Source organism: Mycolicibacterium lutetiense, assembly GCF_017876775.1.
GTDB lineage: Bacteria > Actinomycetota > Actinomycetes > Mycobacteriales > Mycobacteriaceae > Mycobacterium > Mycobacterium lutetiense.
The window spans coordinates 3716097-3733874 of record NZ_JAGIOP010000002.1; the positions used below are offsets into that span (position 1 = coordinate 3716097).

General features: G+C 66.6%; 16 protein-coding genes. 5 read left to right on the forward strand and 11 right to left on the reverse strand.

All coding sequences use genetic code 11. The features are described from left to right. Window positions 1-81: 81 nt before the first annotated feature. Window positions 82-1437, forward strand: a complete 1356-nt coding sequence (locus JOF57_RS27175) for a WS/DGAT/MGAT family O-acyltransferase (protein WP_209922305.1) — start codon at window positions 82-84, stop codon at window positions 1435-1437. A 70-nt stretch (window positions 1438-1507) separates the two neighbouring features. Here JOF57_RS27175 and JOF57_RS27180 read toward each other — a convergent pair whose 3' ends face one another. The 3 genes from JOF57_RS27180 to JOF57_RS27190 form a co-directional block, all read right to left on the reverse strand. Next, window positions 1508-3280, reverse strand: a complete 1773-nt coding sequence (locus tag JOF57_RS27180; protein ID WP_209922307.1) for a penicillin-binding transpeptidase domain-containing protein — start codon at window positions 3278-3280, stop codon at window positions 1508-1510. 23 nt (window positions 3281-3303) lie between these two features. Beyond that, the gene (locus JOF57_RS27185) at window positions 3304-4638 is read right to left on the reverse strand and encodes a PE-PPE domain-containing protein (RefSeq protein WP_307870112.1); all 1335 of its coding nucleotides are present in this window, start codon (window positions 4636-4638) and stop codon (window positions 3304-3306) included. Window positions 4639-4743: 105 nt separating this feature from the next. Next, a complete protein-coding gene (locus tag JOF57_RS27190) occupies window positions 4744-5241 on the reverse strand; it encodes a lipoprotein LpqH (RefSeq protein ID WP_209922309.1) in 498 nt (165 codons plus the stop codon). A 138-nt stretch (window positions 5242-5379) separates the two neighbouring features. Between JOF57_RS27190 and JOF57_RS27195 the strand changes: the two genes are divergently transcribed. Beyond that, complete coding sequence (locus JOF57_RS27195; protein WP_209922311.1) at window positions 5380-6288, forward strand: haloalkane dehalogenase; 909 nt, start codon at window positions 5380-5382, stop codon at window positions 6286-6288. Here JOF57_RS27195 and JOF57_RS27200 read toward each other — a convergent pair. Beyond that, window positions 6275-6724, reverse strand: coding sequence for a lipoprotein LpqH (locus JOF57_RS27200; protein ID WP_209922312.1), 450 nt, complete (start codon window positions 6722-6724; stop codon window positions 6275-6277). The genes JOF57_RS27195 and JOF57_RS27200 overlap by 14 nt on opposite strands. A gap of 66 nt (window positions 6725-6790) precedes the next feature. Here JOF57_RS27200 and tgt point away from each other — a divergent pair, with 66 nt between their 5' ends. After that, window positions 6791-8035, forward strand: coding sequence for a tRNA guanosine(34) transglycosylase Tgt (gene tgt / locus JOF57_RS27205; RefSeq protein ID WP_209922314.1), 1245 nt, complete (start codon window positions 6791-6793; stop codon window positions 8033-8035). On the opposite strand, the gene JOF57_RS27210 is transcribed toward tgt, so the two are convergent. Next, window positions 8014-9225, reverse strand: a complete 1212-nt coding sequence (locus tag JOF57_RS27210; protein ID WP_234938263.1) for an MFS transporter — start codon at window positions 9223-9225, stop codon at window positions 8014-8016. The two genes, tgt and JOF57_RS27210, sit on opposite strands and share 22 nt — an antisense overlap. Before the next feature lie 73 nt (window positions 9226-9298). Between JOF57_RS27210 and JOF57_RS27215 the strand changes: the two genes are divergently transcribed. After that, the gene (locus JOF57_RS27215) at window positions 9299-10612 is read left to right on the forward strand and encodes an acetyl-CoA hydrolase/transferase family protein (RefSeq protein WP_209922316.1); all 1314 of its coding nucleotides are present in this window, start codon (window positions 9299-9301) and stop codon (window positions 10610-10612) included. A 13-nt stretch (window positions 10613-10625) separates the two neighbouring features. On the opposite strand, the gene JOF57_RS27220 is transcribed toward JOF57_RS27215, so the two are convergent. Genes JOF57_RS27220 through JOF57_RS27245 form a run of 6 tightly spaced genes read right to left on the reverse strand, consistent with a single transcriptional unit; the run spans window position 10626 to window position 16368 of the window. Next, window positions 10626-11390: an amino acid ABC transporter ATP-binding protein gene (locus JOF57_RS27220; RefSeq protein WP_209922318.1), complete on the reverse strand. Its 765-nt coding sequence runs from the start codon at window positions 11388-11390 to the stop codon at window positions 10626-10628. Further along, the gene (locus JOF57_RS27225) at window positions 11387-12856 is read right to left on the reverse strand and encodes an ABC transporter permease subunit (protein ID WP_209922320.1); all 1470 of its coding nucleotides are present in this window, start codon (window positions 12854-12856) and stop codon (window positions 11387-11389) included. Before JOF57_RS27225 ends, JOF57_RS27220 begins: the two co-directional genes overlap by 4 nt. 44 nt (window positions 12857-12900) lie before the next feature. Continuing rightward, window positions 12901-13782: a tRNA glutamyl-Q(34) synthetase GluQRS gene (gene gluQRS, locus JOF57_RS27230; RefSeq protein WP_209922322.1), complete on the reverse strand. Its 882-nt coding sequence runs from the start codon at window positions 13780-13782 to the stop codon at window positions 12901-12903. Between the two features lie 13 nt (window positions 13783-13795). Further along, window positions 13796-14164, reverse strand: coding sequence for a hypothetical protein (locus JOF57_RS27235; protein WP_209922324.1), 369 nt, complete (start codon window positions 14162-14164; stop codon window positions 13796-13798). A gap of 42 nt (window positions 14165-14206) precedes the next feature. Further along, window positions 14207-15199, reverse strand: a complete 993-nt coding sequence (locus tag JOF57_RS27240) for an ATP-grasp domain-containing protein (RefSeq protein ID WP_209922326.1) — start codon at window positions 15197-15199, stop codon at window positions 14207-14209. Beyond that, window positions 15196-16368, reverse strand: coding sequence for a peptidase MATCAP family protein (locus JOF57_RS27245; protein WP_209922328.1), 1173 nt, complete (start codon window positions 16366-16368; stop codon window positions 15196-15198). Before JOF57_RS27245 ends, JOF57_RS27240 begins: the two co-directional genes overlap by 4 nt. Before the next feature lie 70 nt (window positions 16369-16438). Here JOF57_RS27245 and JOF57_RS27250 point away from each other — a divergent pair, with 70 nt between their 5' ends. Next, window positions 16439-17740, forward strand: a complete 1302-nt coding sequence (locus JOF57_RS27250; protein ID WP_209922330.1) for a carboxylesterase family protein — start codon at window positions 16439-16441, stop codon at window positions 17738-17740. Window positions 17741-17778: the final 38 nt, after the last annotated feature.

Genomic DNA, 17778 nt, shown 5'->3' on the forward strand with positions numbered 1-17778 from the left:
GCGGGGACCCGTGCATGAGTAGTCGGCTACTTGTTTTGCCGAGTCTCGCCGGGGCCCGCCTCCTCCGCGTTGAATGTGTCCATGGAGCTGATGTCGCCGACCGATTCGATGTTTCTGATCGCCGAGTCACGGGAGCACCCGTTCCACGTGGGCGGCCTCGCGCTCTACAAGCCGCCGGCGGGTGCGGGCCCCGAATTCGTGCGCGAGTTGTACGGGGAGATGGTTGCCCACACCGAGATCGATCCGGTGTTCCGAAAGCACCCGGCGACGATTCTGGGTGGCATCGCGAATGTCGGCTGGACCTACGACGACGACGTCGACCTGGACTACCACCTCCGCCGCTCGGGTCTGCCGGCCCCGGGCCGGGTGCGTGATCTGCTGGAGCTGACCTCGCGCCTGCACGGCAGCCTGCTCGACCGGCACCGTCCGCTGTGGGAGGCCCAGCTGATCGAGGGGCTGGCCGATGGGCGGTTCGCGGTGTACACGAAGATGCACCATTCGTTGATCGACGGGGTTTCGGCGCTCAAGCTGTTGATGCGCACGCTGTCGGAGGATCCCGGGGACACCGAGGTGCGGGTGCCGTGGTCGCTGCCGCGACACAAGCGGCCTCGGCAGGGCTCGTCATTGCTGCGGACCGCCTCCGAAACCCTCGGCTCGGTTGCTGGGCTGGGGCCTTCGACGGTCAAGCTGGCCCGTTCGGCGCTGCTCGAACAGCAGCTCACGCTGCCGTTCGCGGCACCCAAGACCATGTTCAACGTCAAGATCGGTGGTGCCCGTCGGGTCGCGGCACAGTCGTGGCCGCTGGAGCGGTTCCAGCGGATCTCGCGGGCGGCCGGGTTCACCGTCAACGATGTGGTGCTCGCGGTCTGCGCCGGAGCGTTGCGCGCCTACCTGGTGGAGCAGGATGCGCTGCCGGACCGGCCGTTGATCGCGATGGTGCCCGTGAGCCTGCGCGCCGAAGACGAGGCGGACGCCGGCGGCAATCTGGTCGGCACGGTGCTGTGCAATTTGGCCACCGATCTGGAAGACCCGGTGGACCGGCTCAAGGTGATCGGTGAGTCGATGCGGGGCAACAAGAAGGTGTTCTCCGAGTTGCCGCGGGTTCAGGCCCTGGCGCTGTCGGCGATGATGATCGCCCCGCTGGGCCTGGCGGCGGTACCCGGGTTCGTCAAGGCCACCGCGCCGCCGTTCAACCTGGTCATATCCAATGTGCCCGGGCCGCGACATCCGTTGTATTGGAAGGGTGCTCGGCTGGACGGCAACTATCCGCTGTCGATCGCGCTGGATGGGCAGGCGATGAACATCACCCTGGCCAACAATGCCGACAACCTGGATTTCGGTCTGGTCGGCTGCCGGCGCAGCGTGCCACACCTGCAGCGGATGCTCAGCCATCTGGAGGTCGCGCTGAAGGCCCTGGAGGTCGCGGCGGGCGCTTGACCCCAAAAGGCGTAATTGGTAGACCAAAAGGCGGTGGGGTGGCGAGGATGCTCAACATCCCCTCCGCGTTCTAGCCGGCGGACCGCAGGAAGTCTCCCGAGATCTTGACCGCGGGCGTCGAGGAGTCGCCGCCCACCACCAGGGTCGCGAACGCGATGTCCCCGGCGATCCCGGCGAACCACCCGTGCGAGTGGGTGTTATCGCCGAATTCCGCCGTACCGGTCTTGCCACCGAGATCCGGGATATCGCTCAACTGGCTGGCGGTGCCCTCGGTGACGGTCTTGCGCATCATGTCCCGCAGTGCCGCGGTGACACCGGCTGGAAGCGTTTCGGAGGGGGAGTCGGCCGTCACCTTGTCGCCGTCGACCAGGCTGGGCAGGACGGTCGAGCCGTGCGCCAGGCTGGCCTCGGCGACGGCGAGACCGAACGGGCTGACAGTCACGGTGCCCTGGCCGATACCGTTCTCCACCCGCTGGGCGGCGGTGTCGGCGTCGGGAACCCGGCCAGTGACTGTAGTGAGCCCCGGAATGGTGAAGTCCACCCCGATGCCGAACGCGCGGGCCGTCTCGGTGAGGGCGTCGGCGGGGAGCTTGTCCGAGAGTGCCGCCATGCTGGTGTTGCACGAACGGGAGAACGCCGACGCCAAAGGCACTGTCCCCAGGTCGAAGTCATCGTCGTTGGGGATGGTGCGGTTCTCGATCGTCAACCGGCCCGGGCAGGCCACCGGGCTGTCCGGGGTGGCCAGGTCGGCCTCCAGCGCGGCTGCGGTGGTGATGGTCTTGAACGTCGACCCCGGCGGGTAGAGCCCCGAAAATGCAATGGCGCCTTGGGGATCCGCGGCCGTGTTCTGTGCGGCAGCCAGAATCCCGCCCGTCTTGCCGGACATCGCGACCAGTACCGCGGGACGGGTCTCCTGGGAGACGGCCTGTTGGGCGAGCAGTTGGAGCCGGAGGTCCATGGTGGTGCGCATCGGGTCGGTCGGTGCGGGCGGTTGCGCGGTGAGCCGCTGCGCGGGTGCGCCGTCCCCGTCAACCAGATAGACCGACCACCCGGCAGCTTTGGTGATCCGGTCGTGCCACAGCTGGGTGAGCCCGCCGATGGCCGGCGAGGACAGTTGGCGGTCGGTGGTCAGCAGGTCACCCTGCTCGGCCACGGTGACCCCCGGAATCTGGGCCAGTTGGTCGCGTACCTGGACGAGGTCGTCTTCGCGCAGTTTCATCACTGTCACGCGGTCGTCGGTGTTCGACGTGAACTGCGCGCCGATGGATTCCGCGGTCGTGGTGGCATCGAAGCGGTTCAACAGCGCGGCGAGCGGCGCGGCGGAATCGACGTGGGTGCGGTCCAGCGAGATGACGCCCACGGTCTGCCAGGTCATCAACGGTTGACCGGTCCGGTCGAGCACCGGGGTCTGCAGGTCGCTGTCGGTGCTGTACTGAAAGCGCAAGCCGTCCTGCAGATCTCGGTGCAACAGCGTCGGCGCCCAGCTGATCAGCCAGTCCTCACCGGTCTTGGCTGCGGTGCCTGCGGTGTCATAGCCGAAATCGTGGCCTTCACCCCAGGACCACTGATATTTAAGTGTCGCGCCGGACTGATCATCGGGCTCGGTGCTGACCTTCACCGAGGCGGCGTCGCCCATGCCGTTGAACATTGAGGTGATTGCCGGTTCGGCAGCTGCGGGGTCGTTGGTCTGCGCGGCCGCGCCGTGAGCGTCTTTGCGTTGCAGGGCATCGGCGAAGGCGGCGAATCGGTCAGCCGGGTCCGGGGACGACGAGCATCCCGCAACCGGGAGAAACAGGCCGAGCAGCAGGAACCAGACGATGGCGGGGCGGTGCCTTCGAGTCATGTCCCCAGCATGACATCTCGAGCCTAGGCAGCCTTGTCGGTGTCTGCCGTCCGTTGCGGCTTGGCCTGGTGTTTGGGCCCGGACTTGGGCTCGGACTTAGACCCGGACTTGGGCTTCGGCTTGGATGAGTCCCTGACGTTCTTCGCGACGTCAGACATGGAGTTGCGCACGTCATCGCGCCGCTGGGTGGGGGTGCGCTTGACGGGCTTCTTCGGGGCTTCTGGTTTGGCCGCGATGCGCTCGGTGGTTGCCGGGGTCGCCGAAGGAGATGTGACCGAAGGCGATGTGGTGGAAGGTGATGTGGTGGAAGGTATTCCGCCCTTGAAGTTGTCGGCGCCTTCCTGGATGGCACCCGGAAGGGCGTTCACGGTGTCGATGATGCGTTTCGGCGGGGTGATCAACGAGAAGCGGGTCGGTGTCGCGGGATCTGAGTAGTCCCGGTCGGTGTAGCCCATGTCGACGGCGAGTTTGAGGGTCGGCTCGATCGCGCCGAGTACCGGCTCGGTGAGGGCCGTGGTGTTGAGGGCGGTCGACACGTCGCGGATCGGCTGCAGCAGCGGCAGATGCTCGGTCTTGACCAGGATGTAGGTGTCGGTGCCACCACCCGGCTTCGCGACGGACTTCACGATGGCCGCGTCCGGGTCGTTCAGGTCGGCGGCATCGGGTGTCGGGTCGCCGTGCAGATAGAAGAACCCGGCTGCGGCGTTGGCCAGCGACAGCGGGTTGGCGTAGGCCGGGAAGTCACCGACAGGGTCGTACTCGATGGTGAGGAAGGTCTGGTCGTACGACGTGGGCGCCGATGCCCCGGTGCTGGTGAATCCGAGGAGGCTGAGCGGACCCAGATTCGGGAAGCGGGCATAGATGCCGCCGTTGGGAACGGTCGGTGCCGCGATGTAGACGAATTCGATGTTCCCGCCCGGGGACGGCACCGTTCCGGCGTCGAGCTCGCGCTTGTACTTCTCGGCGAGGATGGTTCCCTCGGAGTAACTGACGAGGTAGATCGTGCCTTCCGGACCGGAGGCGGTGCGCGCTTCGGCGACGGTGTCGATCAGCGGTTGGCGACCTTGCGTCACGCTCTCGTCGATCGGCAACGTGGCCGGATAGTTGACGCCGTAGAACTGGTTGTCAGCGGCACCGACGAACTCGCCGCCATATGGCAGGTAGTTGCGCTGGAACTTGTTCTGGATCCGGTCGCTGGTCGGATTGTCCTTCCCACCCACACCGACCACGGCAGCGCTGCCGGGCAGGGTGGCCGCGAAGGCGTCGGCGACGTGCCCGAAGGCCAGTACCGCGGTCATGCCCGCGGTGGCACCGGCCACCGCGACAGCGAATGGACGCCGGCGCGTGTGATCAGCCACGGTGCTCCTCGGATCGAGTGGGTGAGACAGGCTGACAACAGAATGTGGGCCCGGGATCAGTCCGGGCCCACACTATGTCAGAGTTTTGTCAGGTGGAAGTTCCGGTTACGGGCAGGCCACTTCCAGCTCGAAAGGCTTGGTCACCATGCCCGTTCCACCGGCGCCGGTCGCTTCGCCCTTGATCATGTACTTGTTGCCATCCTTGGTGGCTTCGGCGCTGCCGCCGGGCACGCCGGGGGTGTAGGCGAGGTTGACGCCGTCAATATTGCCGAGTGCCACGGCGGTCACCGACGGCTGGTCGCCCTCGCTGAGCGTGGCAGTCACTCCGGACATGCCTTGTCCGACGGTGAGGCTCACATTGCCTGCGACCGTGGCACATACGACTGTGCCCTCGAGCTTGTGCTCCTTGCCGTCGATGCTGACCCGGGCGGTGCCCGTGCCGGTTGTCGCAGTGGCGTCGCCGGCCTCGACCGAGGCTGTCGCCGACGCCGTTGCGGGGGACTTCGTCTCGGCGCTGTCTTTCTTGTCGCTCGACGAACAGCCGGACAGGCCTGCGACGACAATCGCGGCGCCGCCGATGGCTACCAGGAACTCACGCTTCACAACTGCTCTCCTCACGGTTGTGCAGCCCGTCTCCAGTGGCGGACTGTCAGGCAGAAGTATTCGGGTTCGTGCAGGTCGTAGGCGTGGATTTGGCCGAATTGTTCGTAGTGGCTGCGGGACGGTCGTAAGTTCAGCCCCATGCAGATATTGCGTACGCCCGATGCCTGCTTCGGTGAGCTGCCCGAATTTCCTTACTCGCCAGAGTATTCCGAGATCGATGACGACGACGGTGGTCGCTTGCGGGTGGCCTGGGTGCAGGCCGGGCCACTAGATGCCGACCCCATCATGTTGTTGCATGGGGAACCATCTTGGTCGTTTCTCTACCGGCGGATGATCCCGATCCTGACCGCGGCGGGCCACCGCGTCGTCTGTCCGGACCTGGTCGGCTTCGGCCGGTCCGACAAACCGACGCGTATCGAGGACCACAGTTATGCGCGGCACGTCGAGTGGATGCGGACGCTGGCCTTCGATGTCCTCGATCTGCGACGGGTGACGTTGGTCGGTCAGGACTGGGGCGGCCTGATCGGGTTGCGCCTGGCTGCCGAACACCCGGACCGGTTCGCCAACATCGTCGTGGCGAACACCGGGCTGCCCACCGGCGACATCCCGATGCCCGAGATCTGGTGGCAGTTCCGCACCGCGATCCAGAACCTGCCCACGATCGACGTCGGCAGGTTCGTCGCGGCGGGTTGCCGTCGTCCGGTCAGCGATGAGGTCCGAGCGGCTTACGATGCGCCGTTCCCCGACGACACCTATTGCGCGGGTCCGCGTGCGATGCCTGGTCTGGTGCCCACCACACCCGACGATCCGGCCTCGGCCGCCAACCGGTCAGCGTGGAAAACGTTGGCGTCCAGCGAAACCCCGATGCTGGTGGCGTTCAGCGACAGTGACCCGATCACCGGAGCGATGGCACCCATTTTCCAGCGGGACATGCGCGGCGCGCAGGGGATCGAGCACCCGGTGATCGCGAACGCCGGTCATTTCCTGCAGGAAGATGCCGGCGAGGAGCTCGCCGAGGCGATCGTGACTTTCCTCAGGGGCAGGTGACGGCGATGTCGAACGGCATGTCCACCGGTGTGCCCGGCTGGTTGGGGTCGATGCCCATGCCGGTACCGGTGATCGTGTAGCCCTTGCCGTCGCGTGCGGCCACCACCGGCGCACCCGACAGGCCGGAGAGGTAGGTCAGCGACGCTCCCTCACCGTTCACATCGCCGATGTTCACCGACTGGACCACCGGCGCCTCGCCGTCGGTCAGCACCACGGAGGCCGGCATCTTGCCCTTGATGCCGATCGTGGTCAACCCGTTCTGGCTTTCACAATCGACGCTGGTGACGGGACCGGCGTCGTTCGGACCAAAAGTGACGCGGCCCTGGCCGGTATTGCCCGAAGAATCCGCATCCTGGGAGGAACATCCGGCGACTGCGGCCAGAAACACAGCACATCCGGTGGCGACGACGATTCCGCGGTTCTTGACCAAGTTCACGTCCGCAGTATGGCCGCGTCCGCCCCCATGACGGAAATCGGACGCGCATCCGGTTGAATACCAGGTGTGGACCAGCCGTATTTCACCGTGGAGGCCGAGTTGCCCGGCCGACTCGGCCGGGTCGGGACCATCCACACTCCGCACGGCGATATCCACACTCCGGCGTTCATCGCGGTCGGGACTGCGGCCACCGTGAAATCGGTGCTCCCCGAGACCATGAAAGAGCTTGGAGCCCAAGCGGTTCTGGCCAATGCCTACCACCTCTACCTGCAGCCGGGCCCGGATGTCGTGGCCGAGGCCGGCGGGCTGGGGGCGTTCATGAACTGGCCCGGCCCGACTTTCACCGACAGCGGTGGTTTCCAGGTGATGTCGCTGGGTGTCGGGTTCAAGAAGGTTCTGGCGATGGACACCGAACGGCTGCAGGCCGACGACATCATCGCCAAGGGCAAGGAACGGTTGGCGCACGTCGACGACGACGGCGTCACGTTCCGCTCGCACCTGGATGGTTCGAAACACCGGTTCACCCCGGAGGTCTCGATCGGTATCCAGAACCAACTCGGCGCCGACATCATCTTCGCGTTCGACGAGCTCACCACGCTCGTCAACACCCGTGCTTACCAGGAAAGTTCGGTGCAGCGCACCCATGAGTGGGCGGTGCGATGCCTGGCCGAGCATCACCGGCTGCAGGCCCTGACGCCGGAGCGGCCGCGGCAGGCGCTGTTCGGGGTGGTGCAGGGCGCTCAGTACGAGGATCTGCGCCGCCAGGCCTCACGCGGACTGGCCACGATCGGTGAGCAGGCAGGCGCCGCCGAGGGGCTGAGCTTCGACGGGTACGGCATCGGCGGCGCGTTGGAGAAGCAGAATCTGGCCACCATCGTCGGCTGGTGCAGCAGCGAGTTGCCTGCTGACAAGCCGCGGCACCTGCTCGGGATCAGCGAGCCCGATGACCTGTTCGACGCGATCGCCGCCGGTGCGGACACCTTCGACTGTGTGTCGCCGTCGCGGGTGGCGCGCAATGCCGCGGTGTATTCGGCCACAGGGCGGTACAACATCACCGGTGCGAAGTACAAGCGCGACTTCACCCCGATCGACGCCGAATGTGATTGCTACACCTGCGCCAATTACTCCCGCGCCTACATCCGGCACCTGTTCAAGGCCAAGGAGATGCTGTCGGCGACGCTGTGCACGATCCACAACGAGCGGTTCGTGATCCGGCTGGTCGACCAGATCCGGGCATCGATCGTCGCCGGTGAGTTCGATGAGCTGCGCGCGCACGTGTTGGGGCGGTATTACGGCGCCTCCGTGCGTTGAGCTGAGCGGCCGGTCCCGCTTGCCGCGGCGACAGGGCCGGTGGCGGTGAGCAGTATCGCCAGAGTGATCGCCGCGGCGGTGACACCTGCGGTCGTCGGCCAGCCCAGCCACCCGACAGCGGCTGCGCCGAAGGCGGTGCCCAGGCTGCCACCCACGAAGTACACCACCATGTAGGCGCTGTTGAACCGGGCCGGGGCGGCCGGATCGATGGCCAGAACCGTGCTCTGGTTCGCCACTTGGGCGGCGAACAGGCCTGCGTCGAACACGGCCAGGCCGACGAGGGTGGCCGGGGGATTCGACAGACACCCGCCGACGGTGACCACGCCGAAGGCAGCAACGACCAGCCCGATCATCGTCACGCGTCGTGCGCCCACCCGGTCGGTCCACGCGCCGGCGATGCGCGTCGCGACAATACCGAGGAGGCCGGCAAGGGCGTACATGCCGATCCGTTCGGCTGAATAGGAGTACGGCGGTTGTGCCAGCGCGACTGCGAGTCCGGCCCATACCGCGCAGAATGCGAAGAACCAGAGCGCGCCGCGTACCGCGGCGATACGCAACGTCGGGAATCGCAGGAACAGGCCGGGCAGACCGCGAAGCGTCTCCAGATAGCTGCCCGTGGCGGAACCAGCCGTGGCGGGCAGTGTCCGCAGCGAGACGAGTGCGGCGATGACGCACGCGAGGGCGAACACAAGCAGGCCACCCCGCCATCCCGCCACTTCCGTCAGCCAACCACCGGCGATTCGGCCACCGATGATCCCGGCCGAAATGCCCGCCGTGACAACGCCCAACGCGGTCGCCCGACGGCCGTCCGGGACGAAGCGCGCGGTGATCGAGCTCAGCTGCGCGCCGACGGTGGAACAGGCGCCGATCACCCCGACGGTGAGCCCCAGGGCCCACGGGGCGCCGGCGGCGGCGCTGGCTGCCAGGGCTACGGCCAGGGCGCCGAACTGCGCTGCAAGTACGTGATTCGGCGGGAATCTGTCGATGAGCGGTACCAGCATCGCGAGCCCCAGCAGATAGCCGACGGGACCGCATGCCAGCGCGACACCGACGTGGGCAACCGAAATGTCAAGACTGTCAGCGACATCGGATATCGCGGGTTGGAGTGGATAGATCGCTGCCGTGCCAAGCGCTGCGGCAAACGCCATGAACCACACGGTGATTCGGGTTACTTCTGGCTGCGGTGTCATGCCGGAGACGCTATGAGCACACATGCCGAGGTGCTGGCGGAAATCCGACCATGCGGTGTGGAAGAGTGACGCCATGCCGGAAGAGCTCACCGCTGAACAGGCCGCGGAGCGCCTGACTGCCGTCGACACGCTCGGGATCCCGCTGGGGCCCGGCCAGCCGCCGGCGTTCCTGCGGACACTCGGGGAGCGCACCGATTGGACGGACCTGCGCGTCTACGGCGCATTGCTCGGGGTGGGGACCGAACTGTTCACCCGGCCCGGGGTCAGTTACCTGTCCGGCTTCTTCGGTCCGTTCGAGCGGATGTTGCGGGATACGGGCGCCGAGGTGGAATTCGCGCCCGCCGATTTCCGCCGGTTCGCGCCGTTGCTCGAACGTCAGGCACCGCGGGTGATGACGACGGTCGCGACGCCGCCGGACGCCGACGGCTGGTGCTCTCTGTCGCTGCATGCCGGTGCCACGGTGGGCGAGTTGCGCCGGGCCGGAGCCGATCCGCAGCGGCTGCTCGTCGTCGAGGTGTCCGACGGGTATCCGCGGACGTTCGGGCTCGACGGGTATCGGCATGCGCTGCACGTCGACGAGATCGACGTCCTCGTGCGCTCGACCGACGCACCGCTCGCGCTGCCCTCAGCGGCGCCCACCGACGTCGACCGGGCGATCGCGAGGCACGCCGTCGGATTCATCTCGTCCGGCGCGACACTGCAGACGGGTATCGGCTCGATTCCCAGCCAGATCGCCACACTGCTCGCCGAGGGTGACGGGGGCGATTACGGGCTGCACAGCGAGATGTTCACCGATGGTTGCATGCAGCTGCACTGTGCCGGCAAGGTCACCAATGTCGTGAAAGGCCTGTACGACGGGGTGAGCGTGACGACCTTCGCGTTCGGTTCGACCGAGCTCTATGCGTGGCTGGACGGCAACTCCGACGTCGCGTTCCTGCCGGTCGAGATCGTCAATTCCCCGGAGGTGATCGGTGCCAACAACGACATGGTCACGATCAACGGTGCGCTCGGGGTCGACGTCCACGGCCAGGTCGTCGCCGACACGATCGACGGCAATCAGTACAGCGGGATCGGCGGGGCCGAGGACTTCGTCGCCGGTGCCGGGCTCGAGCTGTCGGACCGCTCGTTGATCTGTCTGCCCTCGACGTTCGAGAAGGACGGCGTGCTTCGGTCGCGGATCGTGCCGTGGTTCGGTCCCGGCGCCGTGATCACGACGCCACGGCATCACGTCGATGTGATCGTCACCGAGTACGGCGCAGCCGAATTGGAGGGCCTGACGGTCCGTGAGCGCGGCGAGGCGCTGGCCGCGGTCGCGCATCCGCAGTTCCGCGACGAGCTGTTGGCTGCCGCCGAGCGCGCGGCGAAGGGTTGTTCGCCCGTCGGCTGATCACCGCAGGGAACTACAGCGGGTTGAGGATCCGCTGCAGGAACTGGCGGGTGCGCTCCTCCTTCGGGTCGCCGATCACCGCGGCGGGTGGCCCCTGCTCCAGGATCACCCCGCGGTCGGTGAACAGCACCTGATCGGAAACCTGTCGGGCGAACTGGATTTCGTGCGTGACGATCACCAGGGTCCAGCCTTCGACAGCCAGGTCCCGGATCACCGCGAGCACCTCGCCGACGAGTTCCGGATCGAGTGCCGAGGTCGGCTCGTCGAACAGCACCACTTTCGGTTTCAACGCCAGGGCCCGGGCGATCCCGACGCGCTGCTGTTGGCCACCGGAGAGCTGGTAGGGATATTTGTCCCGCTGGTCGGCGAGCCCCACCTGGCCCAGCAGCTCGGTGGCCTCGGCCAGCACCTCGTCTCGCGGACGCTTCTGCACCACGAGGGGGCCCTCGGTGACGTTCTGCAACACGGTCCGGTGCGGAAACAGGTTGTGGGACTGGAACACAAAGCCGCTCTGTGCGCGGTAGCGACGCAGCTGGTCCTTGGGCACCGGCTTGGCGAAGTCCAGTTCGGTGTCCCCGACCCGGATCACCCCGGAGTCGGCGACATCGAGGGCGTTCAGGGTGCGCAGCAGTGTGGTCTTGCCGGAACCCGACGGGCCGATCACTGTCGTCGCGGTGCCCCGCGGCACGGTGAACGAGACACCCTTGAGTACCCGGACGTCGCCGAAGGCCTTGTGCACATCGGCGGCGACGATCCGGTCTTCGCGTTCTGTGGTCATCGCGCCACATGCCTTTCCAGTCGGCGTTCCAGGCGACTCTGGCCGAACGACAGCACCAGGCAGATCACCCAGTAGTAGATCGCGGCGGTGCCGTAGAGGGCGAAGAACTCGAACGTCGGTGCCGCGATGATCTGGGCCTGCCGCAGCAGTTCGGTCACCAGGATCGTCGACGCCAGTGACGTGTCTTTGACCAGTGAGATCAGGGTGTTCGACAGCGGCGGTACCGCCACCCGGGCGGCCTGCGGCAGGATGATGCGCCGCAGCGTGCCGGCGTAATTCAGCCCGATCGTCTCGGCGGCCTCCCACTGTCCCTTCGGGATGCTCTGGATTGCCGAGCGGATGATCTCGGCCGCATAACCGCCGACGTTGAGGCTGAACGCGATCACGGCGGCCGGGAAGGGGTCGATCTTCACCCCGAACTCGGGCAGCGCGAAGAACACGATGAACAACTGCACCAGCAGCGGCGTCCCGCGGATGATCGAGATGTAGAACCTGGCGATGTTGCTCAGCACCACATTCGGCGACAGCCGGGCCAGCGCCACGGCCAGGGCGATGACGAGGCCGATGACGAAGCTGATGATCGTCAACGGAATGGTCATCGTCAGGGCCGCTTTGGCCAGTGGCCACAGATTGTCGGCGATGAGCTGCCATGTCGACCGGACAGCCGGGGTGCCTTCCGCGGGTGCCCCGGACGCGTTGGTCTTGAGGTACTTCTGCGAGATGGCGGCCAGCGTGCCATCGGCCCGCAACTCGTCGAGTGCGGTGTTGAGTTCGGGCAGCAGGCCGCTGTCCTTGCGCGCGGCGAAGCCCTGTTCGCTCTTCTCCCCGACTTTTCCGGTGATCTTGACCGACGTGTCGTTCGTCTCGGCCAGATACGCGTAGACGGCGATACTGTCGTTGACGACGACATCGACCCGCCCCTGGTTGAGGAGCTTGATCGCCTGGCTGAACCCCTCGACCGCTTCGACACGCGCGCCGGCCTTGCGGGCGATCTCCGACCAATTACTGGTGGCGTTCTCGGCGGCGACCTTGCCTTTCAGGTCCGCGAGCGTCGTGATCGAGTTGTCGTCGGCACGGGTGACGATTACTCCCTCGCCGACCGAGTAGGGCTGGGAGAGATCGTATTTGGCTTTCCGCTCCGGCGTGATCGTGACCTCGTTGGCCACTACGTCGAACCGGTTGGCCTCGAGTGCGGCGAAGATCGAATCCCACGGTGTTTCGACGAATTCGACTCGGACACCGAGTTTGTCGCCGACAGCGCGGGCCACGTCGACGTCGTAGCCGACGAGTTGACCGGTGGCGGGGTCGTGGTAGCTGAACGGGGAGTACACGCCTTCGGTGCCGACGCGCAGCACGCCGGCCGAACTCAGCGGTTCGTCAGTAGTGCCGGCCTTCCCGCCGCAGGCGGCCAGCAGTACCGCGACGATCAGCAGGAGCCCCAGCAGTGGAATTCGTCGGGAGCGCACGGCCGGACGCTAACAGGGGCGCGGGAGGTTCTGCAGGTTTCTGCTCAGCCCGGCTGGTATATCCACGGATGTCGCGGTAGCGCGGTCGGGTCGAACCGGTCCAGCATTCCGTTCACATCGCAGGCGGGCCACCCGAGCGATGCGCTGATCTGCTCCAGTGCACGGTCGGCGCCGATTTCGGCCAGGGTGACCGCCCCGTCGCGTTTGGCCAGCCGGGCGCCGTCTTCGTTGAGCACCAACGGGACGTGAGCGTAGATCGGCTCCGGGTAGCCGAGCAGGCGGGCCAGGTAGGACTGTCGCGGGGACGAGCTCAACAGATCGTCGCCGCGTACCACCTGATCGATGCCACCGGCGGCATCGTCGACCACGACGGCCAGGTTGTAGGCGGGGACGCCGTCGCCGCGGCGCACCACGAAATCGTCGATGATCCCGGTGTAGGTGCCGTGCAGGAGGTCGGTGACGGTGCGGACGAAGGTGTCGGTGCGCAGCCGCAGCGCGGGCGGACGACCGGTCTCCGCGCGGCACTGCGCGCGTTCGGCGTCGGTCAGGTCCCGGCAGGTGCCCGGATATGCGCCTTCGGGGGCATGTGGGGCCCGCGGCGCCTGGGCGATATCTCTTCGGCTGCAATAGCATTCGTACAATCGGTCGTCGGTCCGCAGCTGCTCGATGACGGCGTCGTAGCGGTCCTGGTGACCCGTTTGCCACTCCACCGGCTCATCCCAGGTCAACCCGATCGCGGTCAGGTCGGCCACTTGACGCGTGCCGATCTCCGGAAAGGTCCGGTCATCCAGGTCCTCGACCCGCAAGAGAAATCGCCTTCCGGTGGACCGGGCGAACAACCAGGCCAGTACCGCCGTGCGCAGATTGCCGATGTGCAGGTCGGCCGACGGGCTCGGCGCGAAGCGCCCGGCGCGGGTGAGGCTCACGCCCGCAATCTAGCTAACGACGCTCCCAGGGCGCTGTCTCGCCCATCTTGTTGTAGTACTTGGCCAGGTGGTTTTTCACCCGGTCGATGTCGTCCTCCGGCAGGTCGACACCGCCTCGTGCGCCGTTCATGACCCCGCCCGCGGCCATCACGCCGCGCGGCACCGCTTCGAGCTTGCCACCGGTCACATCGGCGATCAGCAGCTTGTAGGCGGTGAAGTTGTCCTTCTCGTCCTTGTCGTACCAGACGTGTGCATCGCGGTATTTCTGGTTGGGTTCGTCCTGCGCATCGGCCCACTTGCGGACGCGCCTCTCGGCGGCGTCGCGGTCCCATTCGCGGTCCCGGTCGGCCAGTGGCAGGTCCTGGAATGCGGTTACAGACATATGTTTGGCGTGCCCGAACCGGGCGGTCGGTAAACCCGCCACTCACGCACTACTCCGGCGCTCCAGCGCCTCGATCACGACCGGGCAGATGTCGACTCCGTACAGGTGCTCCATCGCCTGCAGACCGCCCGGACTCTCGGCGTTGATCTCGATGACTTTGTCGCCGATCATGTCGATGCCGACGAAGAACATCCCATCTTGCGCGAGTTTGTCGTGCATCGCCTCGATCACCGCGCGCTGCTTCTTGGTGACCTCTTCGGGTTGAACCTTGCCGCCCTTGCAGATGTTGGCTCGCGGGTCGTTCCCCTCTGGCACCCGCCGGAAAGCGGCGGGACGTCCGTCGACCTCGATGAGCTCTCCGTCGAGCAGGAAGATCCGCATGTCGCCGTCCTCGGCGCCCTCGACGTACTCCTGGGCGTAGATGTAGCCGTCTTCCAGCACCGACTCCATCATCTGGTTCAAGTTGGGCTCGTCGTCGCCGACGATCATGAACACGTTGCGTCCCTGCGCGCCGCACAGCGGTTTGATGATGGAGCGTCCCACCGACGAGATGAAGGTCCGGACGTCGTCCACGTTTTGCGTCACCAGGGATCGCTGGCGGATCTGCGCCGGAAACTCGTCGAGGTATACCTTCAACGCCGCGCGCATGAGCACCGCGGGGTCGTTGACCACGGTGACGCCGTGCGCCACGAGGAGCTGACCGAACATGGAACCCAAGCTGCTGGCCCACGGCCGATCCTGCCGATCCTCGACCGAGTCGTTCCTCAGAAACACGGCGTCGAGCTCGTCCATGCGTATGCGCTCGGCCGAACTCTCCTTCATGCGATCGACGAACGCGGTCAGCGTGTCCTCACCCCGGGCGATGCCGGGACGTGCGTGCGCCCCGATCTGACCGTCGGGCTCGCCGATACTGACGTCGCTCAGCCCGACGTACCAGACCTCGTGGCCCATCAGGGCGGCCGCCTTCGCGAGGCGGGTGGTCGCGTACTCGTCGACCTCGGTCTCCGCACGATTGACCAGAAATGCAATCCTCATGCGGCCACATCCATTTCAAGTAGGTCTGCGAGACTCATGCCGCCGCGCATGCGTTCGAGCCGCACTTGCGCCCCGGGCGCGGACAGCCAGCGTGGGCGCGCCCGCGGCGGTTCGAGAACACCTTGCTGAATCAGCTCCTCCACGAGCGGTGCATGGTCGAGCGAGAGCTTGCCGGCGAGAAGGGGCTCGATGCTGCGTCCTTCGGCGAAATACCCGAGGACTCGTTCGATACCGCGCAGATAGATGATGTCCTTCGTCGAACCTCCGCCGAATGTTGCGCGGCTCGTCACCGACCACGCGGTGCGGGGCGCGAAGCCATGGGCGCCGGTCAGGTGATGGAAGATCTCGACGAACTCCGCGTGAGCCAACATCATCGATGCGGCAACGACCCTCGCGGCGAGCACGCGCATGCGTCGGGGATCGAGCCCTCCTACGACGTACTCGGCCAGCACCGCCAGACCCTCCTGCGTCTCCTCGTAAGACGGCAGCCCGACGGCCAGCAGCCTCAACGGCTGCGCCTCTCCGTTGCGATAGGTCAGCACGTGGGTCCCTACCTCGTGCTGGATCAGTGGCAGTACTCGATCCTTGCGGAAGACCGCGGTGGCAGGGATGTAGAGCTTGCCGAACAACACCATCAGATCGGCGACGTCGTCGCGCACCTCGACCGCTACGGGAAATTCCGGATAGGCCGACTCCAGCTCCCCGCGTGCCGCCTCCGCGAATTCCATGGCGGTAACGCTGGTCGGGCTGATCGGTTGCGGATCGATGAGATCGAGCAGTGAGCGAGCCGTCGCGCACAGCGAGTGGCCCGGATCTCCATAGAGTTGCAGCGCGCCGTACCTGAACCGCGACGTGCCTCGGTCCTCGAGCAAGGTGACCTGCCGGGCAATCTCGTCGCGTTTTCCACGGAAGAGAGAGTTGAGCGCAGGGTTCCCCACGCGCTCGATCTCGACGTTGTAGAGGTCGCGCCTGACCAGATCCGGGTCGAAGTCCAGCGGTCTCGACTGCAGGGTGGGTAATGACTCGAACCCCGAGCGCGCGAAATCCCGCCACGCCTCGGCTCCATTGATCGGAGTGACGTTGAGCAGGAGGTTGAGCTCGCGCTCGATCTCCGTCAGACGTTCATCGACGTCCAAGGCTTCCTGCGCAAGGGGCGAAGTTCGACTCACTTGCCAGCGATACCCAATTGTCGACGTGGTCAATCCGGTGTTCGAAGCTGTTCCCGCTAACGTTCGGGAAATGGCAGAGCGGAGAATCGCCGGCGGCACGATCCAGGTTGAACGTGAGGACGGACTGGTGCGCGCGCGGGGTGTGCGCTACGGCACCGCCAGACGATTCGCGGTTTCCGAACCACCGGCAGCTTGGTCGGGGGTTCGGGACGCCACACAATCGGGTCCGGCCTGCCCGCAGCGCCCGTCACGCCTGGGCTGGGTCACCGGCGACGCACTCGCGGGCCTGTCGACGAACGAGAACTGTCTGGTGCTGACCGTCACGGCCCCGGCCGATGCGCAGCGACTCCCGGTCATGGTGTGGTTCCACGGCGGTGCGTACGTCGCGGGCAGCGGCGAGTCGGCCAAGTACGACCCCGGCGCCCTGGCTCGCGCCGGCAATGTGGTGGTGGTCAACGTGAGCTACCGGCTCGGCATCTTCGGTTATCTGGCGCCACCCGGGAGCGGCGAGGACAACCTGGGGCTGCGGGATCAGATCCTCGCGCTGCGCTGGGTGCAGGAGAACATCGCCGCGTTCGGCGGCGACGCGGCCAACGTCACCGCGTTCGGTCAATCGGCTGGTGCGCATTCCGTCTGGTCGCTGATGTTGTCCGGCGAGGCCGAGGGCCTGTTTCACCGCGCGATCCTGCAGAGCGCCCCGCTGGAGTTGGACGACGGGCGCGACGACATGGCGCACGCCATGGGCTCGGCGATGGCTACCTCACTCGCCGGTGCCGATCCGGCCGAGGCGAGCATCGAACGGCTGCTGGCCGCCGAGGCTGCCGCCGTCGCCGCAGCTCAGGGCTTCGGGCTCCTGGGGGGACTTGCGTTCGCACCGCGGCTCGGCCGGACGCCGCTGCCGGCTCCGGCCGACGTACCCGACGCCATCGCTGCCGCCGCGCGCCGCATCGAGCTGCTCATCGGCTACACCAAGGACGACGCGGCACCGTTCGTGGCGATGGATCCTCGGATGGCCCGGCTCAACCGGGTGCCTGTCCTCGGCCGGCTCGCGGTCCGGGCCGGTTCGAAGGCGATCACGAAACAGGCGTTCTCCGGCCCCGCCGAGCGCCTGGCGGAGGCGTGGCGAACGCACGGCGGCCGGGTGGGCACCTATCGTTTCGACTGGACACCGATCGGCGCCCCGCTGGGCGCCTGCCACTGCATGGAATTGCCGTTCCTGTTCGGCTCACCGCAGACCTGGGCGGACGCCCCGATGCTCGGCCCGCAGCGGGCGATCGACAATCAGCTCTCCGTCGAAATGCGGACTCGCTGGACACAATTCGCTCACCACGGAGTCGCATCGCTGCCCGCGCCGGCGCTGCGGTTCGGCTGAATCAGTAGGCAGCCGGATCGGCCGAACCTGGTCTCCCT